Origin of the sequence: Enterococcus sp. DIV2453a, from assembly GCF_050533535.1 — a bacterium.
Taxonomy (GTDB): Bacteria; Bacillota; Bacilli; order Lactobacillales; family Enterococcaceae; genus Enterococcus; species Enterococcus faecalis.
Window position 1 is genome coordinate 1,307,542 of record NZ_CP172899.1, and the last position, 20,393, is coordinate 1,327,934.

The following is a 20,393-nucleotide window of genomic DNA, read 5'->3' on the forward strand; positions in this document are numbered from 1 at the left end:
CATATTGTGGATGTTTTCTACAGAAGAATCCACAACAGTAATTTTTTTAAATAGAAAATAAAATGAAAAGAACAATGTTTAGGAGGATAAAAATGAAAAAACTAAAAGAGTTAAATCTTAAAGGTCATTTATTAACAGCAATCTCATATTTAATTCCAATTGTCTGTGGCGCTGGCTTTTTAATTGCAATTGGTATGGGGTTTGGTGGCTCAAGTCAAGGAACCTTGGTGCCAGGTGAATTTTCACTTTGGGATGCTTTAGCTACTATGGGTGGCGCTGGCTTAGGCTTACTGCCGGTTGTTATATCTACTGGCATTTCCTTTTCAATCGCTGGTAAACCTGGAATTGCTCCGGGCTTTATTATTGGGTTAACTGCGAATGCAGTTGGCGCTGGCTTTATTGGTGGTATCTTAGGTGGTTACTTGGCAGGATATCTTGTATTAGCTATTTTAAAATATGTGAAATTACCAAACTGGGCGAGAGGGTTAATGCCAACATTAATTATTCCATTTTTAACCTCAATTACTGGTGGATTAATCATGGTATATATTATCGGGACCCCAATAACGGCATTTACTTCATTATTAACGAACTTTTTAGATAGCTTAGGTAACTCGTCATTATTAATTTTTGGTGGTGTAATTGGTTTATTAAGTGGTATAGACTATGGCGGACCCATTAACAAAACTGTTTTTGCCTTTGTTTTGACAATGCAAGCGGAAGGACTTAATGGACCAATTACAGCATTGCAATTAGTAAATACAGCAACGCCAATAGGCTTTGGATTAGCTTTCTTCTTTGCTAAATTATTTAGAAAAAATATTTATACAAAACTAGAAGTTGAAACGTTAAAGTCTGCCGTACCAATGGGCGTGATTAACATTGTTGAAGGTGTTATTCCTTTAGTTATGAATGATATTGTCCGAGGAGTCATTGCTACAGCGATTGGCGGCTTCGTGGGTGGCGCAACAACAATGATCTTAGGGGCAGATGCGACAGTTCCATTTGGCGGTGTTTTAATGATTCCAACAATGAGTAAACCGCTGGCTGGCATTATTGCAATTGTTGTAAACGCTGTGGTTACCGGTTTAGTTTTAGCTATTATTAAGAAAGATGTAACTGAGAAAGATATGGAAGCTTTAGTAGAAAAAGAAGAAGAGGAGATAAACTTGGAAGATATTCAGATTTTCTAAACAAAATGAAAAAGCGCAACAAAATTAATGCAATTTATATTGCCTGTCAGAGATGTGTCAACGTCTGAATATAACGAGTTAGAAAAATTTTCAAAAACATCAACCAAATAATCAGATAGAAAGAGTTGAAAATTAGAATGAACAAAGTTGAATTTTCTCCGTCACTAATGACGATGGATTTGGACAAGTTTAAACAACAAATCACCTTTTTGAATGATCATGTTGCTTCGTATCACATAGACATTATGGATGGTCACTATGTGCCAAACATTACATTATCTCCGTGGTTTATTGAGGAGTTAAGAAAAATTTCGAAGCTCCCAGTATCTGCCCATCTAATGGTTACGAATCCAAGCTTTTGGGTACAACAACTAGTAGATATCAAATGTGAATGGATTTGTATGCATGCAGAGGTTTTAGATGGTCTAGCATTTCGCCTAATTGACCAAATTCACAATGCTAATCTTAAAGCAGGGATCGTCCTTAATCCCGAAACGCCTATTGAATCAATCTTTCCATATATTGAATTGTTGGATAAAATCACAATCATGACCGTTGATCCAGGCTTTGCTGGCCAACGATTTATTGAAGGAACACTTGATAAAATTGTTGCTCTTCGTAATTTACGTGAAGAAAAAGGTTATCGTTATGTAATTGAAATGGACGGCTCATCGAATAGAAATTCATTTAAGCGAATTGATGCTGCAGGACCTGATATTTATATTGTTGGTAGAAGCGGATTGTTTGGATTGAACAAAGATATTGAAAAAGCTTGGAGAATGATGAGTAGAGACTATGAAGAAATGACTGGGAAAAAAATTCCATAAAACATTTGACTGTTTGTTAAAAGAATAGATAAGTTGTATAAAGTCAAGCCTAGAAAAGAATTTTGTTCATTCTTATCTGGGCTTTTTTGATGCAATAAATAAGCGTCAATAGAACAAAATTACTTGTTATTCTATTCTAGGTGAAAACGTTCAATCTTGCGAAGTTACGGTTTGTTCACAAAAAAGTTACTTTTATTAAATAAAACTAAAGAAGTAACAAAAACTTCGCTTTTTTCAGTTATTTCAAGTAACATAGAACGTATCTTAAAAGAAAAAGTTTGGATGATTCGATGCGTAGAGTAAGAAAAATAATTTATAAAATCATGCTACTTTTGTTTGTTGGTTTAGTTGCTGGTCTTGGCTATCTTGGCTATAAAATACATCAAAATGTTGAAACGGTAATGACCTTTGAAAAACAAGTAGAAGCAGAAGTCAAAAAAAATAAAATACCTGAATACAAAACATTAGCTTTAGCGATTATCTATACAGAATCTAAAGGAAAATCTGGCGATATTATGCAGAGCAGTGAAAGTGTTTATGGACAACAAGAAGTGATTGAAACACCAGAAGAAAGTATCGCACATGGCGTCAAATTTCTCGCGGAAGCGTTAGCGAAAGCAAAAGAAGCTGGCTGTGATGAATGGACAGGCGTACAAGCATATAATTATGGACTGGATTATATTCAGTTTGTTAAAGAACGTGGCGGGAAACACACGACAGAGTTAGCAGAAGAATATTCAAGAGAAGTCCTTTCACCGTTGCTAGGGAATGACCAAAATACGAAATATCGTTATTATCGTTGGCAAGCGTTAGTTTACAATGGTGGTTACCTTTATCAAAATGGTGGCAATATGTTCTATGCGGAAATTGTCAAAATGAATCGTTGGTTTATTGAAAAGTTAAATTAAAACGAGAAAAGTCTAAAGAATTCTTTCAACTTACAGGAATTTTTTAGGCTTTTCTTGCAGTTTCATGAAAATGCAAGTAAACTAGAAGGGATGTAACTGATTAATTGAAAAGGTAGGGAAAGAGCTGGATGTTGAATAAAGTCGACCTGAAAAAAGGGTTAAGTACAGAAGAAGTTGCCAAGCAGAAAGAGTTAGGCCTTCAAAATAATTATGAGGAAAATGTAGCGAAATCTACAAAAGATATTATTTTTGATAACGTCATGACGTTATTCAACTTTTTAAACTTTGCAATCGCTGTTTGTTTACTATTTGTCGGAGCGTATTCCAATCTGGCTTTCTTAGCGATTATTATTGTGAACATGTCAATCGGGATTTTCCAAGAAATTCATGCCCGTAATTTAGTTCAAAAATTATCTATTGTGGCAAAAGAAAATGTTCATGTTGTTCGAAATGGCGTACAACAAGAAATTGATACAAAAGAACTAGTTATGGAAGATATTGTTATTATCTCTGCAGGGGAACAAGTTCCTTCTGATATGGAAGTTATTGACGGTAAAGTCGAAGCGAATGAAGCGTTGTTAACAGGTGAATCAGATTTAATTGAAAAGGAAATCGGCGATACCTTGCTTTCTGGAAGTTTCATTGTTAGCGGACAAGCCTATGCCCGTGTTATCCACGTTGGTGCCGAAAACTATGCTGTGAAAATCACCCAAGAAGCCAAAGTGCATAAACCAATTCAATCAGAGTTAGTCAATTCGATTCGTAAAGTCTCTAAATTTACAAGTTGGGTGATTATTCCTCTAGGGATTATTTTATTTGTTGAAGCTTTTTGGTTAAGAGATGCTGGCATTAAAACATCTGTTGTTGCTTCTGCAGCTGCTTTGTTAGGGATGTTACCAAAAGGATTAGTACTATTAATTAGTATTGCGCTGACAACAGGTGTCATTAAGTTAGCCAAAAAACGTATTCTAGTACAAGATATGTACTCAATTGAAACATTGGCCCATGTGGACACTTTGTGTTTAGATAAAACTGGAACGATTACAGAAGGTAAAATGAAAGTGCAAAAGGCGATTATCTTGCATGACAAATATGAAGAACTCTTCCCACAGATTATCGGAAGCTACCTATCTGAAAGTACGGATAATAATATTACAATGCAAGCAATTCGTGATCATTATGAAGTATCCAATCGATTTGGCGCAAAAGAAGTCTTGGCTTTTTCTTCTGAACGAAAATGGGGAGCTATTGAATTTCCAGAAATTGGGACAGTTTATTTAGGGGCTCCTGAGCGTTTGGTAGACGATAGTCGGTTGCCAGAAGCTGTTTTTACAGCACAAGAGAATGGTTATCGCGTCTTGATGTTAGCTATTGCGGAGCAACAACCGTTAAACGAAACCAAAATGCCTTATTTAGAGCCATTAGCAATTCTAGAAATTGATGATCCAATTCGCCAAAATGCCAAAGAAACACTGGCTTATCTAAAAAAAGAAGGAATCGACTTAAAAGTAATTTCTGGTGATAATCCGGTGACTGTTTCAAATATTGCTCGTCGTGCTGGGCTACCCGGTTATGAGTCTTATATTGATTTGTCGACCAAAACGACAGAAGCAGAAGTGCGTGAAGCGGTTCAGCAATACACAGTGTTCGGACGTGTATCGCCTCAGCAAAAACGAACCATTGTACGTGAGTTGAAAGACACAGAGCATGTGGTGGCGATGACCGGCGATGGGGTCAACGATGTTTTAGCGTTACGAGAAGCGGATTGTAGTATCGCTATGGCAGAAGGAGATGGCGCTACTCGGCAAATTTCTAATCTAGTTTTGCTAGATTCTGATTTTACAACGTTACCAGATGTCTTGTTTGAAGGACGGCGTGTGGTAAATAATGTAACCCGAGTTTCCAGCGTTTTCTTCATTAAAACGATTTATTCGTTTATTCTCTCAATCATTTGTGCTTTAACGGCCATTGCGTTCCCGTTCATTCCGATTCAAGTGACCTTGATTGATTTAGCAATTGAAGGATATCCAGCCTTCTTCTTATCTTTCGAAGGGGACAAACGAAAAGTTGTCGGGAAGTTTTTACCAACGGCTTTGAAAAATGCGTCTGTTAATGCGCTTTTAGTTGTAGCGAATATTATTGCTGTTTATCTGATTGGACAAAATCAAGGATTTTCTTCTTTAGACACCACGACGTTAATGTATTATTTATTAGTTGGAATTAGTTGTATGGCTGTTGTTCGAGCATGTCTGCCTTTAAATCCATTACGCATTTTCTTGGTTTTCAGTACCATTATTGGTATTTATGTAGCAGCTATGTTATTCCACAACATTTTAGAAATTGGTTTCTTAACTTCGCAAACAATGGGTCTCTTCTTTATTATGATGGCCATTAATATTGTGGTGCGTGTAACAATTGGTTTCGTACAAATGAAACGTGCTGGAAAAACAATTAAAGATTTATAAAAAACAGAGGTTGAGCTAAAAGCATTCGTCTCCAGAAATGCAGTTCTTCTTTAAATCTTGAAGGAAGTCGGAGCAAGCTTGATGTTTAACTGATTATTTTAAGAGTTAGTGTCTGAGGCAGGAGTCAGGATGACTTTTGTCCTAGATACTTTCTTTTTTTGTTGAGTTGAAACAAGATACTTGAAAAACAGAGATTATGTGATACAATAAATCATGTGTAAATGTGTCCATTGGAATTCGCACTGAAATGACAGTGCGTTTTTTAAACGGTCAATCACATGAGTTAGCACAATGCTATTCTTAGGAGGTGAGGACAATGGCACAACGCATTCCTCAGGAAGTCATTGAGGAAGTTCGTCACCGAACGAATATAGTAGATATTATTGGGCAGTATGTCCAGTTAAAAAAATCCGGTAAAAATTATATGGGTTTATGTCCGTTTCACGAAGAACGTTCCCCTTCATTTTCAGTAGCAGAAGACAAACAAATTTTTCACTGTTTTGGCTGCGGGAAAGGTGGAACTGTTTTTAATTTCTTGCAAGAAATTGAAGGCATTAGTTTTCCAGAATCCGTGAAACGTGTTGCAGATTTGGAACATTTATCTGTGGACTTTGATTGGTCAGAGCCGCGTGAAGTAGCGGATACCCCAGAACACCAACAAAGACGGAGTTTGTTACAACTGCATAGTAAAGCCGCAGAACTTTACCATCATATTTTAGTGAATACTAAAATTGGCGAACCCGCATTAAACTATTTATTAGAGCGGGGGTTAACACAAGAACTAATTGAGACCTTTCAAATTGGATTTGCGCCGCAAAAACGTGATTTCTTAAGTCAAGTTTTTAAAAATGAACAACTGGATGAAACGCTTTTTGAGCCTTCTGGGCTGTTTGTCCAAAGAGATAACGGTACGTTTTTGGATCGTTTCTATCAACGAATCATGTTTCCAATTAATGATCCCCAAGGCAATGTCATCGCCTTTTCTGGTCGCTTGTTAAAAACAGCTGATTTTCCAGGAGATGAGATGCCTAAATACTTGAATAGTCCTGAAACAACACTTTTTAATAAGCGAGAAACGCTGTTTAACTTTGATAGAGCCAGAAAAGAAATTCGTAAAGAAAATACAGTATTGCTTTTTGAAGGATTCATGGATGTTATCGCTGCTTGGCAATCAGGCGTAAAAAGTGGGGTGGCTTCAATGGGGACTAGTTTGACCAATGAACAAATTCGGCGTTTGGAGCGGGTCGCTAAGGAAGTAGTTATTTGTTACGATGGCGATAATGCCGGTGTTCAAGCCACAAACCGTGCGATTCAATTATTGCAAGAAAACAGTCATTTTGACTTGAGTATTGTCAGCATCCCTGAAAAGCTGGATCCTGATGAATATGTGCGGAAATATGGCGCAGAAGCTTTTCAAAATTTAGCCAATCATGGCCGAGAAACAGTTTTTAGTTTTAAAATGAATTATCATCGGTTAACTAGAAACATGAATAACGAAAAAGAACAATTGGATTATGTGAACGAATTGTTACGGGAGTTAACCAATGTTCAATCTCCTTTGGAACGTGATCGTTATTTAAACCAAATTGCTCAGGAATTTCAACTTTCTGTTCATAGTTTGGAAGAGCAATTCAATCAATTGAAGCAGGAGCAACGTTCAGTCCAACGGCAAGAAAGGCAACAATTTTATCAAGATGAAATGATGCCACCACCAATGGAAGAACCTGTTTTTGAAGAGAATCACGTCCAGAACAAGTTACCGTTAACCCAAGTTCAAAAAGCAGAACGTTCATTATTATTTCGTTTAATGAATGAACAAGGAGTACGGCAAACCGTTCAACAATTGCCAGATTTTTCGTTCGCTCATGATGAATACCAAGAATTATATTTCTTGCTAGAAAGTTATGCGACACTGCATCAAAGTTTCGACATTGCCGATTTTATTAATTTCTTGCAAGATAATCAAACCAAACAATTAGCAATTGAAATTGCGTATCAGAATTTATCGGAAGAAAGCTCTGAGCGAGAAGTTGCCGATTTATTACATGTAATTGCCTTATCAAGTATTGCAGAGGCAATTGAGCAGAAAAAGATTCAACAGCAAGAAGCAAAACGAGTGGGCAACCAACAGCTTGAAGCCGAATTAACAATGGAGATTATCCAATTGGCTCGACAGCTTAAAGCTCAACGAACATTTACTTAAGCAATAAATGAATAGAACTAAGCGTTTTGTTCATTTTATTTTGATAAGTCCGAGTGATTTATCAGTTATTTCAAGCGTGAACCGAAAAATGAAGGGGGCCTTCTTTCATGGAAAAAGAAACAAGTAAAAAATATGAAGCTGCAGTGGCAGCATTTATCAAAGAAAACAAGCCTAAAGGAACAGTGGTTTATGATGATTTAGCGAATCAATTAGCCACACCGTATACTTTGGATGCAGAAGCTATGGAAAAATTGATCCAAAAAGTTGAAGATGCTGGTATCAGCGTGGTCGATGAAAATGGAGACCCAAGTGAACATAGCTTGAAAAAAGATGAAAAAGAAGCGGAAAAGGCCCAAGCAGAAGACTTATCTGCGCCAACAGGTGTTAAAATTAATGATCCCGTGCGTATGTACCTAAAAGAAATTGGGCGCGTTCAATTGTTAACTGCCGCAGAAGAAGTTGAATTGGCACTTAAAATTGAAGAAGGCGATCAAGAAGCAAAACAACGTTTAGCAGAAGCCAACTTACGTTTGGTTGTTTCAATTGCCAAACGATATGTAGGTCGTGGTATGCAATTCTTGGATTTAATTCAAGAAGGTAATATGGGCTTAATGAAAGCTGTTGAAAAATTTGACTACCGTAAAGGGTTCAAATTCTCTACGTATGCTACTTGGTGGATTCGTCAAGCGATTACGCGGGCAATTGCGGACCAAGCTAGAACAATTCGAATTCCTGTTCACATGGTTGAAACAATCAATAAATTGATTCGGATTCAACGCCAACTATTGCAAGATTTAGGTAGAGAACCAACGCCAGAAGAAATTGGTGCGGAAATGGATTTACCAACAGAAAAAGTTCGTGAAATCCTAAAAATCGCACAAGAGCCAGTCTCTTTAGAAACACCAATTGGTGAAGAAGATGATTCACATTTAGGTGATTTCATTGAAGACCAAGATGCTACAAGTCCTGCTGAACATGCAGCTTACGAATTGTTAAAAGAACAACTAGAAGATGTTCTGGATACTTTAACAGACCGTGAAGAAAATGTTTTACGTTTACGTTTTGGTTTAGATGATGGTCGGACACGTACGCTAGAAGAAGTCGGAAAAGTTTTCGGTGTCACTCGCGAACGTATTCGTCAAATTGAAGCAAAAGCGTTAAGAAAACTAAGACATCCTTCTCGTTCAAAACAATTAAAAGACTTTTTAGAATAAACATACCGTTTAGCGGCTCTTTTCGTGCATGCGAGAAGAGCCGCTTTTGATTTTTAAAAAGTCTCTAAATGTCATTGCTAGTTATTGGAAGAAGGCGCAAGTTGTGGTAAATTAGAAGTAATGGAATATTAGCAGAATGTGAGGCGGAAGAATGACAAAAAAATGTCCGAAGTGCGGGAACGAATTCGATGCAGAATTAACGACCTGCCCAACATGTGGCTATTCACTAACTGACACAACAGTTGATAAAGAAGAAGCGGAAACGACTTCAACAAATATAGATTTTGAAACACAGGAAAATGAACAACACGAAGATCAATTAAATGAGAATATTGAGTGGTCTGAGTTAAAAGATATGAGCTTAGGCCATGTGATGGAACTGTTTGGCGAATCACCAGAAGAAGAAAGTAATGATGACAAAAAAGAAGAGTCGATAGAAGATAACTTAATAGTCTCTGATTCAGAAGCAGCGCTTCAAGAAGGGGCTAGTGAGGAGACTCATGATTCGGTGGAGGAGTCGATACCAGCGACAGAAGAGACGCCTACTCATTCAACAGAAGAAGAACTAGCAACGGACGAAGCAGTTAATTTAGAGGAAACAACGGAAGAAACAACGGAAGAAACAACGGAAGAAACAACGGAAGAAACAACGGAAGAAACAACGGAAGAAACAACGGAAGAAACAACTACTGTTGAAGCAGAAACAGCTGAAGTATCTGAGACGGTGAAGTCAGAAGAGGAAGCTTTAACAGAGATTTCAGGAACTGAAGTTATCTCTACCACTTCTGAAGAAGAAATTTTTTCACAACCACCGATAGAAGATCAAGATGTCACACCAAACGAAACTTTGCAAGCTTATATTCAAGCGCATCGAGCAGATACAGAAATGTCTGAAAATCCATCAGAAGAAACAGCAGAGACCCAAGAGTTAGAAAACAGCGGTGAGGCAGTATTAACCCAAGCCGAAACACCAACTGAATCCATTTCAGATTCTGAAGAAGGGCTAACAAGTGCAGCGTCGCTAGAGGAACCGAGCGAAGCTGATACAACCGAGGAAAAAGTTTCAGATTCAGGTGTGATACCACCGATGAATGAAACTGGGAATGCTCAACCAGCGCCTGCTCCAAAGAAACCATCAAAAAAAGTGGCTTTCGTTGCGCTTGCGGTTGTTTTATTAGCTGGAGGTAGTGCTTGGGCGTATCATGATCAAACGCAAAAAGCTGCCGCACAAGAGGCGGCGGCACTATCCAAGAAAACAGGTACGCTGAAAGATGAACTAGCAGCCTTTTATACCACAAAGGAGCAAGTTTTTATTAAACCCGATATGGTGACTGTTAGTCCAGAAAAACTCTCAAAACAAGTCGCGGAAATTAAAGATTCAGAAGAGTATTCTCAATTAAATAAACAAATTCAAACATTGAAAGAGAAACAACAAACCATTCAACAAATCAACCAATTATTTGAGGCCCCGATTGTCAATGGCAATGAGTTGAAACCGGCGATTCTAGCTGCTGATCAACCAATTTCCGTAAAGAAATTAACAGGAAATGATCCGTTTGACCAATTGATGAACCAAGCAATCGATCAAGCGAACCAACAATACAACCAATTACAAAAAGCTAAAAAAGCGGTTGAGGTCATTTATAAAGATGGAAAAACTACCAATCAGCTGAATCGAGACACGTATCAAGCTGCTAAGGCAGAAGTAGATAAAGTAACAAGTGATAAGCTGAAAAAAGAACTGGTCAAACAAGTGACGACAGCTGACCAAGCGTTAACCAAGGTTGAAGAAGAACAGAAAAGAATTGCAGAAGAACAAGCTGCCGCAGAGCAAGCAAAACAAGCAGAAGAACAAGCGAAACAAGCTGCTGCCGCAAAAAAAGAGGACGCTAAGAAGGAAGAAACAGCAAAAACAGAAGCGAATGGCTACACGGCGCCGAATAGTGACGGGGTGTACACTAGTCCGCTTTATGCGCCAGATGCTGCCGATATCGCTGATAGTAGCAATCCAGCGTGGACATGGGCACCAGGTGTGAAAGAAAAAGTCTTAGACACAGTGATTGCTCGTGGCTATGTGGTTCCTGGCGGATATTCTTTAGAACCTGCCAAAATTGTGAATGGCGAAGGTTACTACAATCTTTATGCAACAAACAATCAATCAAAATTATTAGAAGGCACTACAGAGAAAAATGTTCACATGTATTTAGTTACAATCAATGCTAAAACAGGTTGGTTCAAAGGGAACGCTTCTCGTAATGCAGGGCAATAAAAGAAAATAGAAACAATCGAACAAAAGCGGAAATCTTTTGTTCGATTGATTTTCCTTGAGGAGTTAATGATAAATGAGAGAATTACTAGCAACAACATTTACCGGCATTGTGGTCGATGAAAATGAACAATTTTATTTTGTTCAAAAAAATGGCATCACATTCCGTTTAAAAAAAGAAGAAGGTACGCATGCTATAGGGGAGGCTGTAGAAGGGTTTGGTTATTTAAATCAAAAACAAGAGCCAGCACTGACAACTACAATTCCTACTGTGCGCATTGGTAGCTATGGCTTTGGTACTGTCACAGGAACAAGACGTGATTTAGGTGTCTTTGTGGATGTTGGCTTACCAGATAAAGATGTCGTTATTTCGTTGGATGAATTACCAACCATGCGGGAACTTTGGCCTAAAAAAGAAGACCGAGTAATGGTTACTTTAAAAGTGGACAGTAAAGACCGCATTTGGGGCGAATTAGCAGATGAAAAAGTCTTTAAAGCCATGGCAAAACGCGGGAATGCTGAAATGCAAAACCAAAACTTAACTGGGCATGTGTATCGTCTGAAACTTGCAGGAACGTATATTTTAACTGATGATTTATACATTGGATTTATCCATCCTTCTGAACGATTCCAGGAACCACGTTTAGGTGAAAAAGTAGTGGGACGTGTGATTGGCGTGCGGCCGGACGGCGTATTGAATCTTTCATTAAAACCAAGAAGTCATGAAGTAATCAGCGATGATGCGTTAATGATTCTAACTTTCTTAGAAAGAGCAAACGATCATCAAATTCCTTTCACCGATAAATCAAGTCCTGATGAAATTAAACAGACTTTTGGTATTAGTAAAGCTCAATTTAAACGCGCTTTAGGTCATTTAATGAAACAAAAATTAATTAAACAAGAAGATGGTAAAACAATTCTAATTGGCTCGTTGGAACAATCAAAAGAAAAAAATTAAGGTAGCTAATTGAGAATATCTTGCAAATTACAGTTATTTCTTTTATAATTATTTTAATTTGATTGATAAATTAAGTTTCTTAATTTGTAATCATTCTAAACAAGGAGCTGTAATAATGGATTCGACTGCTGCTTTAAAAAAGACAAAAAAACAATTACATGAATCAGGCTTTAAATTAACACCACAACGGGAAGCAACCGTACTTGTATTATTGGAAAATGAAAAAGATCATTTATCAGCAGAAGAAATTTACTTCTTGGTAAAACAAAAAAGTCCGGAAATTGGTCTAGCAACAGTCTATCGAACGCTAGAAATTTTAACAGACTTAAAAGTCGTTGATAAAGTGAGCTTTAACGATGGTTTAGCTCGCTATGATTTAAGAAAAGAAGGCGCCAAACACTTTCACCACCATTTGTTATGCTTAGAATGTGGCACAATTGAGGAAGTGGAAGAAGACTTGCTTGGTGAAGTAGAGCAAATTGTTGAAAGTCGGTATCATTTTTTAGTCAAAGATCATCGCTTAACTTTTCATGGTATTTGTCAAAGTTGTCAAAGTAAACATTAAAAAAACTGCCTTGCATTAATTTATGCAAGGCAGTTTTTTATTCATTGGAATTATAAATTAGCGAATTTTTCCAATAAGCGAATCATTTGGCAAGTAAAACCATATTCATTGTCATACCAAGCCACAGTTTTCACCAATTGGAAATCGCCAGCTGTCGTTACTTCTGTTTGCGTTGGGTCAAAAATCGAACCTTCTGTCGTGCCGATTATGTCCCCAGAAACAATTTCACGATCATCATAACCGAAAGAAGGGTTATCAATGGTGTGTTTTTTCATTGCTTCATTTACTTGATCAGCTGTTACTTTTGTTTTTAAAATGCTAACTAATTCTGTTAAGGATCCATCCACAACGGGAACACGTTGGGCATGGCCTTGTAATTTTCCATTAAGTTCTGGAATAACTAAGCCAATTGCTTTAGCAGCACCAGTTGAATGGGGAATAGTATTGTCTGCAGCAGAGCGTGCCGCACGAAGATTTCCGCCACGAACAGGGCCATCTAATAGCATTTGTGTTGATGTGTAGGCATGAACAGTTGTCATGGTACCAACTTCAATACCAAATTCATTATTTAAAAAGTAAGCCATCGGTGCTAGACAGTTTGTCGTACATGAGCCGGCAGAAATGATTTTATCGTTGGCATCAAGTGTATCATCATTGACGTTATAAACGATTGTTTTCATTGCGCCTGCAGGAGCAGAGATAACCACACGTTTCACACCTGCATCTAAATGAGCTTGTGCTTTTTCTTCAGAGGTATAAAAACCTGTACATTCAAGGACAATGTCTACTCCGTTTTCTTTAACCCAAGGGATTTTACTTGCATCTGGTTCTGCGTAGACACGGGTTTCTTCGCCGTCAACCACAATGCCATTTTCAGTGGCTGTCACGGTGCCAGGATAGGTGCCATGCGTAGAGTCAAATTGTAATAAGTGAGCCAACATTGTTGGGCTAGTCAAATCATTGATAGCCACAACTTCAATATCATCAGAAACTTCTTTTATTCGGCGAAAGGCTAAACGACCAATTCTTCCAAAACCGTTAATTCCTACTTTGACTGTCATAACAAAAATTCCTCCTTTAGATGTTTGTGTTTCTTTGGACCCTTGCTGAAAAAGTGATTTTCTTCAACTATCTATAGTATGAACCTCTAAAATTTTTTTGTCAAAAGACTGATAGCGAAGCGACAAAAAGAAAGCGAAAGATTCATGAGAAATTTTGCTTTTTCCAACGATAACTAACTAGAATTGCTAGACAAACGGTTGTTTTCCCGATACAATAATAAAGACTTTCAAATCACGCTTTTTGAGGTGATTAAAGATAGTAGAAGTAGAATAGGAGGACAAATTATATGTCCATGTTTTTAGATCAAGTGACGATTGATGTCAAAGCTGGTAAAGGCGGCGACGGAATGGTTGCTTTCCGTAGAGAAAAATATGTACCAGACGGGGGTCCCGCTGGTGGTGATGGCGGTCGCGGTGGCGACGTTGTTTTAGTTGTTGAAGAAGGATTACGCACATTAATGGATTTCCGGTTTAATCGTCATTTTAAGGCGACACCTGGAGAAAATGGTATGAGTAAAGGAATGCACGGTCGTGGTTCAGAAGATTTACTTGTCAAAGTTCCACCAGGTACAACAGTTCGTGATGCAGAAACTGGAGCCTTAATTGGGGATTTAATTGAGAATGGTCAGACCTTAGTAGTAGCAAAAGGCGGACGCGGTGGTCGCGGGAATATTCGCTTTGCTTCCCCAAGAAATCCTGCACCAGAAATTGCCGAAAACGGCGAACCGGGTCAAGAACGTAAAATCGAATTAGAATTAAAAGTTTTAGCAGATGTTGGCTTAGTTGGGTTTCCTTCTGTAGGGAAATCAACGTTACTCTCTGTTATCTCGTCCGCTCGTCCGAAAATTGGTGCCTATCATTTTACGACGTTAGTTCCAAACTTAGGGATGGTGACTACTAGTGATGGTCGAAGCTTTGCTGCAGCAGATTTGCCAGGCTTAATTGAAGGAGCTTCTCAAGGTGTCGGCTTAGGAACACAGTTCTTACGCCACATTGAACGGACGCGTGTTATTTTACATGTCATTGATATGAGTGGCATGGAAGGACGCGATCCTTACGAAGATTATTTGGCAATCAATAAAGAATTGGCTTCACACAATTTACGCTTGATGGAACGACCTCAAATTATTGTTGCCAATAAAATGGACATGCCTGAAGCAGAAGAGAATTTAGCGAAATTTAAAGAGCAACTTGCGAAGGAACGCACCGATGAGTATGCCGATGAGCTACCTATTTTCCCAATCTCTGGGGTTACTCGTAAAGGTATTGAACCTTTATTAAATGCAACAGCTGACTTGTTGGAAGTAACGCCTGAATTCCCATTATATGAAGATGAAGTGGTAGAGGAAGAAACCGTTCGTTATGGCTTCCAACCAGAAGGTCCAGAATTTACGATTGATCGTGAACCAGATGCTTCATGGGTTTTATCTGGTGAAAAATTAGAAAAATTATTTGAAATGACGAATTTCGATCATGATGAAACAGTAATGCGTTTTGCACGTCAATTACGTGGTATGGGTGTCGATGAGGCATTACGAGCACGTGGCGCGAAAGATGGCGACATTGTTCGGATTGGTAATTTTGAATTTGAATTTGTCGAATAAGCATAAAACCAGTTCACTCAGTGAACTGGTTTTTTATTTTAAAATTAGTATTAAATCACTGAATAGATTGAAATAATATTTTTAATAGCTTATAATTTTAAATGTAACAAAATAACAAACGAAAGGAGCGAAATTGAAATGGAAAACAATCAAGCAATGGTTCCTAAGTTTTCAGTTAAAAGTGCCGGTTTTCTTTTTAGTATGGGGCTCTTATGTGGTGTCCTGTTGCCGAGTGTTTTATTATGGACTTTCAATCTGCCGTTTAATATTGGTGCCATGATTTTTTTGCCTGTTGGGATTGCTTTTGCGTTAGCGTATAGTCATTATTTTATTGAAACGAAAACAGGTTTTTGTAAGCGTTTTATTTGGTTGTTTTTAATTTCTCTTATTTTATTAGAGCTTATCTCTTATTTATGGCTGATTAAAGGAGTTATTTTTTAAGAGAAAAACAGAGGAGAGTGTTATTTATGTTAGATAAACTGACTGTTTGGATTGAAAATCATCTAGCTGGACCAATGGCTAAAATTGCCAATCAGCGCCATTTACGTGCGGTGCGGGATGGGATTATTGCGACATTACCTTTAATTATTGTCGGTTCTTTTTTTCTAATTATTGCGTTTCCGCCGTTACCAGAATCTTGGGGCATTACTCAATTTTTAACAAGTAATGCTGCTACAATCTTATTGCCTTACCGAATGACAATGTACATTATGGCGTTATATGCGACTTTTGGCATTGGCGCTAGTTTAGCGAAATCATATAATCTTGATCAAGTCTCTGGAGGGATTTTGGCTACGATTGCTTTTTTATTAACATTAGTACCTGTAGCGATTCCTGAAGAAGCCAGTAAAGCAGCTGGCGTTTCTGGGTTTGTTTTACCAATGGCTAATTTGGGTGGTGCAGGGATGTTTGTCGGGATTGTGACGTCAATTATTGCTGTCGAAATCTATCGAGTAACAGATAAGTCTAAGTTCAAAATTACAATGCCTGATAACGTTCCACCTGCTGTTGCTCGTTCATTTGAATCATTGACTCCGACGTTAATTGTCATGTTATTGATTGGTTCAATTACTTATTATTTAGGCTTTGATTGGCACACATTTGTAGGGAACTTAGTAGGACCACTAGTTCAAGCAGCAGACTCTTTATTGAGTGTCTTGCTGTTAGTCTTTTTAACAACATTTTTCTGGTTCTTTGGGATTCACGGCGCTTCAATCGTAGGATCGTTGGCGCGTCCTCTATGGCTACAACTATTAGAGGAAAACACGACTGCTAAAGCAGCTGGCGAAGCATTGCCTCGGATTGCGGCAGAGCCATTTTACCAATGGTTCATTTGGATTGGTGGTGCTGGAGCCACAATTGGTTTAGCTATATTATTAGCCTTCCGGGCAAAATCAGAATATGGTTCAAAACTAGGAAAAGCTATTTTAGCACCGTCTATTTTTAATATTAATGAGCCAGTTATTTTCGGTGTACCGATTGTCTTAAATCCTATTTTAATGATTCCTTTTATCTTTGCACCAATGGTTTTAGCAACGATTGCTTGGTTTGCCACAAAATTAGGTTTAGTAAGTGAAGTTGTCTTTACCGCTCCTTGGACCTTACCAGGACCAATTGGCGCCTTTATGGCGACAGGCGGCGATTGGCGTGCTGCTGTTTTGAATATTGTTTTAATTCTAGTGGCCATCTTGATTTACTATCCGTTCTTTGTAGCTTATGATAAAAATGAGCTTGCCAAAGAACAAGGCAAACAAATAGAAGAATAAAGAGTGTAGCCGTTTAGTGTCCAGAACAAAAGGTGATGACCTTTTGTTCTGGACCTATTTGTTTATAGGCGATGAAAATTCTCAATTTTTTTGAAATGTATAGAAAATTTTGAGAAAAGAAACGCATAAAAAAGTGTAAAATATTATATATATAATGAAAATGGTTTTCTTTTGTGTGAACATAATAAAGTTATTGTTAACTAAAAGAGAAAAGGGGTATGAAAATGGTTAGAACGAAGGTATATACAAAGGAAAAAATCTTAAACGTAGCTGAAAAAATTTTAGTAGATAAAGGTTTTTCTAATTTAACTGCTAGAAATATTGCAGATACTATGGGGATTTCTACGCAGCCAATTTATTTAGAATTTGTCAACATGGACGATTTAAAACGAACCTTAATTAAATCGTTATTTCATCGTATGCAATTATTTTATAAAGCAGATGTCGGTGCCTCAGACCCAGTGATTGCATTGGGTCTGAACTTTATATTATTTGCCCAAAAACATCAAAAAATCTATACGGCGTTATTTATGAAAGCACATGGTTATGAAGAAGAATTGCAGCAAATGCTTCAAACTTTTTTTGAAGAGCGTTTATTATTGGATAAAAAATATGTACAAATGGACAAAGGAAAATTTGTCGAATTATTTCCTAAAATGGTGGTAATCTATTTAGGTTTAGCCACAGCGGTTACAATGAAAACAATTGACTTAACTAAGAATCAAGAAATTCAATTATTAAGTCAATTATTGATAGAAGAGTAGTGTTTTGTTATTTATTCAAAATAAAAAAATACGACATAAGTCTGAGAAAAAACTGGTCGTTGCGCCCGAGGAAGGATTGTTTAAATCTTGCTATACTTTGGAAGAAGTAACAGAGAATAATTACTCGGGAGGATTTATGTGATGAAATTTATTAAATTTTTAGTGGTGACAGCAATTGTTATTGGTGGTGGTTTATTTGGGGCCAAGTTTTACGCAGAGAAGAACTCTGGCGAATTAGCTGGTGTGTTAGATCAATTAAATCCATTGGTTAAAGAAGGAAATGTGTATGTTAAAACAAAGAAAGCCGATAGCGTTAATGGCTATGGAATTGCTAGTTATACGCAAGTAGCCGCAGATGAGGAAGGCAAAACGCGAGAAATAACTTTCACAGCGGACCATGAATTAAAAACAGATCATTATCTAAAAGTCTCAAATAAAGGGGCCCACATCAATACGTATGAAGAGGTCAATCAAGACCAAGTACCAGAAAAGGCATTACAAGCGATTCAAAAATAACAAAAAGTCAGAACGTATCTTCAGCGTACGTTCTGACTTTTTGTTATTTTTTTGCTTCTTGAAGAATATTGATTTTTTCAATTTTAACATCGGTTTTTGGTTTATCGTTGGCACCAACTTCGACTTTGGCAATTTTATCGACAATATCCATTCCTTTGGTTACTTGACCGAAAACAGTATGTTTTTTGTCAAGAGAAGGATAGCCGCCTTTTTTGTAAGCATCAATGATTGCTTTTGGATAATCATCATATAAAAGACCATCAGATTGATCATCTGTATTTTGGACAATAAAGAACTGACTGCCGTTAGTATTAGGTCCTGCATTCGCCATTGATAATGCGCCACGAATGTTATATAACTGGTTTGAAAATTCATCTTCAAATGGTTTATTCCAGATGCTGTTTCCGCCAGTTCCATCACCGCTAGGATCGCCACCTTGGATCATAAAGTTATTGATGACGCGGTGGAAAGTCAAGCCATCATAATAGCCATCTTTGGCATGTTTCATAAAGTTCTCGACAGTTTTTGGAGCCTGTTTAGGAAATAGTTTGATTTCAATATTTCCCATTGAAGTAACCATTTGGACTAAGTCTTGATCTTCGGCAACTTTGTCATCTAGTTGTGGTAAATCTAGTGAATTTAAGTCGACCGAATCCTTTGTTTTGCTTTCACTGGATTTAGCGATAGAATCACTCGTTGCGGTCGTGCCTTTATTATTGGTCGTGTTACAGCCTGCTAAAAGCAAGGTGAATGCTGCAACTGAAGCAACAGCAAGCATTTTCTTATGTTTCATCTGTTTTCCTCTTCCTTTCACACTGACAATTAGGTTCTTTTTTATCATAACAAAAGAGAAGATAACAAACCAGTGGAATTTTTATAAGATTTCCTATAGGAAAGGTGTAGACCACTTTTGTTTTTTTTGTTACAATGTAAGCAGATACATTATTATGTTTTACAATTTAGGAGGCAATCACATGGGAAAATTAGGTATTTCAATTTATCCAGAACGTTCAACATTTGAAAAGGACAAAGCATATTTGGATTTGGCTCATAAATACGGCTTTAAGCGTGTCTTTACTAGTTTATTGCAAATCAATGATGATCGGGAAAAGGTATTAGCAGAGTTTAAAAAAGTTGTAGATTACGCCAACCAATTAGGTATGGAAGTGATGGTCGATATTAATCCTGCATTGTTCGAACAATTAGGCATCTCTTATGATGATTTATCATTTTTCCATGATATGGGCGCTTACGGTATTCGTTTAGATCTTGGTTTTACTGGGCAAGAAGAGGCGAATATGACAAGAAACCCTTATGGCATTAAAATTGAAATTAATATGAGTTCAGGGACAAGCTATGTAGATAATATTATGGCCTACTCACCAAACACAGAAAATTTACTAGGCTCACATAATTTCTATCCACATCGTTATACAGGCTTAGGCTATGAGCATTTTGTTTATTGTTCAGAAAAATTTAGAAAATATAATTTAAATACGATGGCGTTTGTGAACTCACACGATGCTACATTTGGGCCATGGCCGACACAAGATGGGTTATGTTCTTTGGAAGACCACCGCGATTTAGAAATTGCAACGCAAGTTAAGCATTTAGTTTTAACAGGATTAATCGATGATATTTCTGTCGGAAATGCTTATGCCTCAGAAGCAGAATTAGCAGCAATGGCAGAAGCCTTTCATGCACCGTATCCTTCGATCAAAGTGGATACAGAACCAGAAATCACAGAAGATGAAAGAATTGCATTGTTCGATAACTTACACAGTTATCGTGGAGATCGTTCTGATTACGTTTTGCGTTCAACAATGACACGTGTTTACTATAAAGATCGTCCTTTCCCAGCTCATACAACGAGAGATATTGTTCGAGGCGATGTCTTGATTGACAACGTTGGCTATGGACAATACAAAGGGGAAACACAAATTGCTTTAAAAGAAATGAAAAATGATGGCCGTGTAAATGTGGTTGGTCGTATTTCTGATGACGAACGTTTCTTATTAGAATTTTTGAAACCATGGTCAAGTTTTAAACTTATTGAAAATAAATAATTTTTAGTTTCCTATAA

General features: G+C 37.4%; 17 protein-coding genes. 15 read left to right on the forward strand and 2 right to left on the reverse strand.

The features are described 5' to 3' along the window. Positions 1-92 precede the first annotated feature (92 nt). From IGK03_RS06500 to IGK03_RS06540, 9 genes are all read left to right on the forward strand, one after another. Complete coding sequence (locus tag IGK03_RS06500) at positions 93-1,193, forward strand: PTS fructose transporter subunit IIC (RefSeq protein WP_002369426.1); 1,101 nt, start codon at positions 93-95, stop codon at positions 1,191-1,193. A gap of 137 nt (positions 1,194-1,330) precedes the next feature. Continuing rightward, positions 1,331-2,020, forward strand: a complete 690-nt coding sequence (gene alsE / locus IGK03_RS06505) for a D-allulose 6-phosphate 3-epimerase (protein ID WP_002420219.1) — start codon at positions 1,331-1,333, stop codon at positions 2,018-2,020. Positions 2,021-2,310: 290 nt separating this feature from the next. After that, positions 2,311-2,928 (forward strand): lysozyme family protein, encoded by a 618-nt coding sequence (locus tag IGK03_RS06510; RefSeq protein WP_002357646.1) that lies wholly within the window; start codon positions 2,311-2,313, stop codon positions 2,926-2,928. Positions 2,929-3,056: 128 nt separating this feature from the next. Further along, on the forward strand, positions 3,057-5,393 hold the full coding sequence (locus tag IGK03_RS06515; RefSeq protein ID WP_010713417.1) for a cation-translocating P-type ATPase: 2,337 nt from the start codon (positions 3,057-3,059) through the stop codon (positions 5,391-5,393). A 316-nt stretch (positions 5,394-5,709) separates the two neighbouring features. Further along, positions 5,710-7,596 (forward strand): DNA primase, encoded by a 1,887-nt coding sequence (gene dnaG / locus IGK03_RS06520; protein WP_033624960.1) that lies wholly within the window; start codon positions 5,710-5,712, stop codon positions 7,594-7,596. Between the two features lie 107 nt (positions 7,597-7,703). Beyond that, positions 7,704-8,810 (forward strand): RNA polymerase sigma factor RpoD, encoded by a 1,107-nt coding sequence (gene rpoD, locus IGK03_RS06525; RefSeq protein WP_002360364.1) that lies wholly within the window; start codon positions 7,704-7,706, stop codon positions 8,808-8,810. A gap of 151 nt (positions 8,811-8,961) precedes the next feature. Next, positions 8,962-11,079 carry a cell division site-positioning protein MapZ family protein gene (locus tag IGK03_RS06530; protein ID WP_430602583.1) on the forward strand — a complete coding sequence of 706 codons (2,118 nt, stop codon included), beginning with the start codon at positions 8,962-8,964 and terminating at the stop codon, positions 11,077-11,079. Between the two features lie 73 nt (positions 11,080-11,152). Next, entirely contained in the window at positions 11,153-12,034 is an 882-nt protein-coding gene (locus IGK03_RS06535) for a CvfB family protein (RefSeq protein WP_002361792.1), read from the forward strand. A gap of 115 nt (positions 12,035-12,149) precedes the next feature. Beyond that, complete coding sequence (locus IGK03_RS06540) at positions 12,150-12,599, forward strand: Fur family transcriptional regulator (RefSeq protein ID WP_002357640.1); 450 nt, start codon at positions 12,150-12,152, stop codon at positions 12,597-12,599. A gap of 50 nt (positions 12,600-12,649) precedes the next feature. Here IGK03_RS06540 and gap read toward each other — a convergent pair whose 3' ends face one another. Then, on the reverse strand, positions 12,650-13,660 hold the full coding sequence (gene gap / locus IGK03_RS06545) for a type I glyceraldehyde-3-phosphate dehydrogenase (protein WP_002357638.1): 1,011 nt from the start codon (positions 13,658-13,660) through the stop codon (positions 12,650-12,652). Positions 13,661-13,947: 287 nt separating this feature from the next. Between gap and obgE the strand changes: the two genes are divergently transcribed. From obgE to IGK03_RS06570, 5 genes are all read left to right on the forward strand, one after another. Then, positions 13,948-15,264 (forward strand): GTPase ObgE, encoded by a 1,317-nt coding sequence (obgE, locus tag IGK03_RS06550; RefSeq protein WP_002384537.1) that lies wholly within the window; start codon positions 13,948-13,950, stop codon positions 15,262-15,264. 138 nt (positions 15,265-15,402) lie between these two features. Further along, complete coding sequence (locus tag IGK03_RS06555) at positions 15,403-15,705, forward strand: hypothetical protein (RefSeq protein WP_002357636.1); 303 nt, start codon at positions 15,403-15,405, stop codon at positions 15,703-15,705. Between the two features lie 26 nt (positions 15,706-15,731). Beyond that, entirely contained in the window at positions 15,732-17,030 is a 1,299-nt protein-coding gene (locus IGK03_RS06560; protein WP_002363934.1) for a PTS sugar transporter subunit IIC, read from the forward strand. Positions 17,031-17,248: 218 nt separating this feature from the next. Then, positions 17,249-17,794, forward strand: a complete 546-nt coding sequence (locus tag IGK03_RS06565) for a TetR/AcrR family transcriptional regulator (RefSeq protein WP_002360361.1) — start codon at positions 17,249-17,251, stop codon at positions 17,792-17,794. A 141-nt stretch (positions 17,795-17,935) separates the two neighbouring features. Then, a complete protein-coding gene (locus IGK03_RS06570; RefSeq protein ID WP_002357632.1) occupies positions 17,936-18,310 on the forward strand; it encodes a YxeA family protein in 375 nt (124 codons plus the stop codon). Positions 18,311-18,353: 43 nt separating this feature from the next. On the opposite strand, the gene IGK03_RS06575 is transcribed toward IGK03_RS06570, so the two are convergent. Next, positions 18,354-19,103: a peptidylprolyl isomerase gene (locus IGK03_RS06575; protein WP_033625667.1), complete on the reverse strand. Its 750-nt coding sequence runs from the start codon at positions 19,101-19,103 to the stop codon at positions 18,354-18,356. Positions 19,104-19,284: 181 nt separating this feature from the next. On the opposite strand from IGK03_RS06575, the gene IGK03_RS06580 reads away from it, so the two are divergent. Beyond that, positions 19,285-20,376 carry a DUF871 domain-containing protein gene (locus IGK03_RS06580; protein WP_002360357.1) on the forward strand — a complete coding sequence of 364 codons (1,092 nt, stop codon included), beginning with the start codon at positions 19,285-19,287 and terminating at the stop codon, positions 20,374-20,376. Positions 20,377-20,393: the final 17 nt, after the last annotated feature.

Bases quoted from the DNA above. Each gene is read 5' to 3' on its own strand.
- IGK03_RS06500 (WP_002369426.1), top strand. From the start codon at position 93: ATGAAAAAACTAAAAGAGTTAAATCTTAAAGGTCATTTATTAACAGCA.
- alsE (WP_002420219.1), top strand. From the start codon at position 1,331: ATGAACAAAGTTGAATTTTCTCCGTCACTAATGACGATGGATTTGGAC.
- IGK03_RS06510 (WP_002357646.1), top strand. From the start codon at position 2,311: ATGCGTAGAGTAAGAAAAATAATTTATAAAATCATGCTACTTTTGTTT.
- IGK03_RS06515 (WP_010713417.1), top strand. From the start codon at position 3,057: ATGTTGAATAAAGTCGACCTGAAAAAAGGGTTAAGTACAGAAGAAGTT.
- dnaG (WP_033624960.1), top strand. From the start codon at position 5,710: ATGGCACAACGCATTCCTCAGGAAGTCATTGAGGAAGTTCGTCACCGA.
- rpoD (WP_002360364.1), top strand. From the start codon at position 7,704: ATGGAAAAAGAAACAAGTAAAAAATATGAAGCTGCAGTGGCAGCATTT.
- IGK03_RS06530 (WP_430602583.1), top strand. From the start codon at position 8,962: ATGACAAAAAAATGTCCGAAGTGCGGGAACGAATTCGATGCAGAATTA.
- IGK03_RS06535 (WP_002361792.1), top strand. From the start codon at position 11,153: ATGAGAGAATTACTAGCAACAACATTTACCGGCATTGTGGTCGATGAA.
- IGK03_RS06540 (WP_002357640.1), top strand. From the start codon at position 12,150: ATGGATTCGACTGCTGCTTTAAAAAAGACAAAAAAACAATTACATGAA.
- gap (WP_002357638.1), bottom strand. From the start codon at position 13,660: ATGACAGTCAAAGTAGGAATTAACGGTTTTGGAAGAATTGGTCGTTTA.
- obgE (WP_002384537.1), top strand. From the start codon at position 13,948: ATGTCCATGTTTTTAGATCAAGTGACGATTGATGTCAAAGCTGGTAAA.
- IGK03_RS06555 (WP_002357636.1), top strand. From the start codon at position 15,403: ATGGAAAACAATCAAGCAATGGTTCCTAAGTTTTCAGTTAAAAGTGCC.
- IGK03_RS06560 (WP_002363934.1), top strand. From the start codon at position 15,732: ATGTTAGATAAACTGACTGTTTGGATTGAAAATCATCTAGCTGGACCA.
- IGK03_RS06565 (WP_002360361.1), top strand. From the start codon at position 17,249: ATGAAAATGGTTAGAACGAAGGTATATACAAAGGAAAAAATCTTAAAC.
- IGK03_RS06570 (WP_002357632.1), top strand. From the start codon at position 17,936: ATGAAATTTATTAAATTTTTAGTGGTGACAGCAATTGTTATTGGTGGT.
- IGK03_RS06575 (WP_033625667.1), bottom strand. From the start codon at position 19,103: ATGAAACATAAGAAAATGCTTGCTGTTGCTTCAGTTGCAGCATTCACC.
- IGK03_RS06580 (WP_002360357.1), top strand. From the start codon at position 19,285: ATGGGAAAATTAGGTATTTCAATTTATCCAGAACGTTCAACATTTGAA.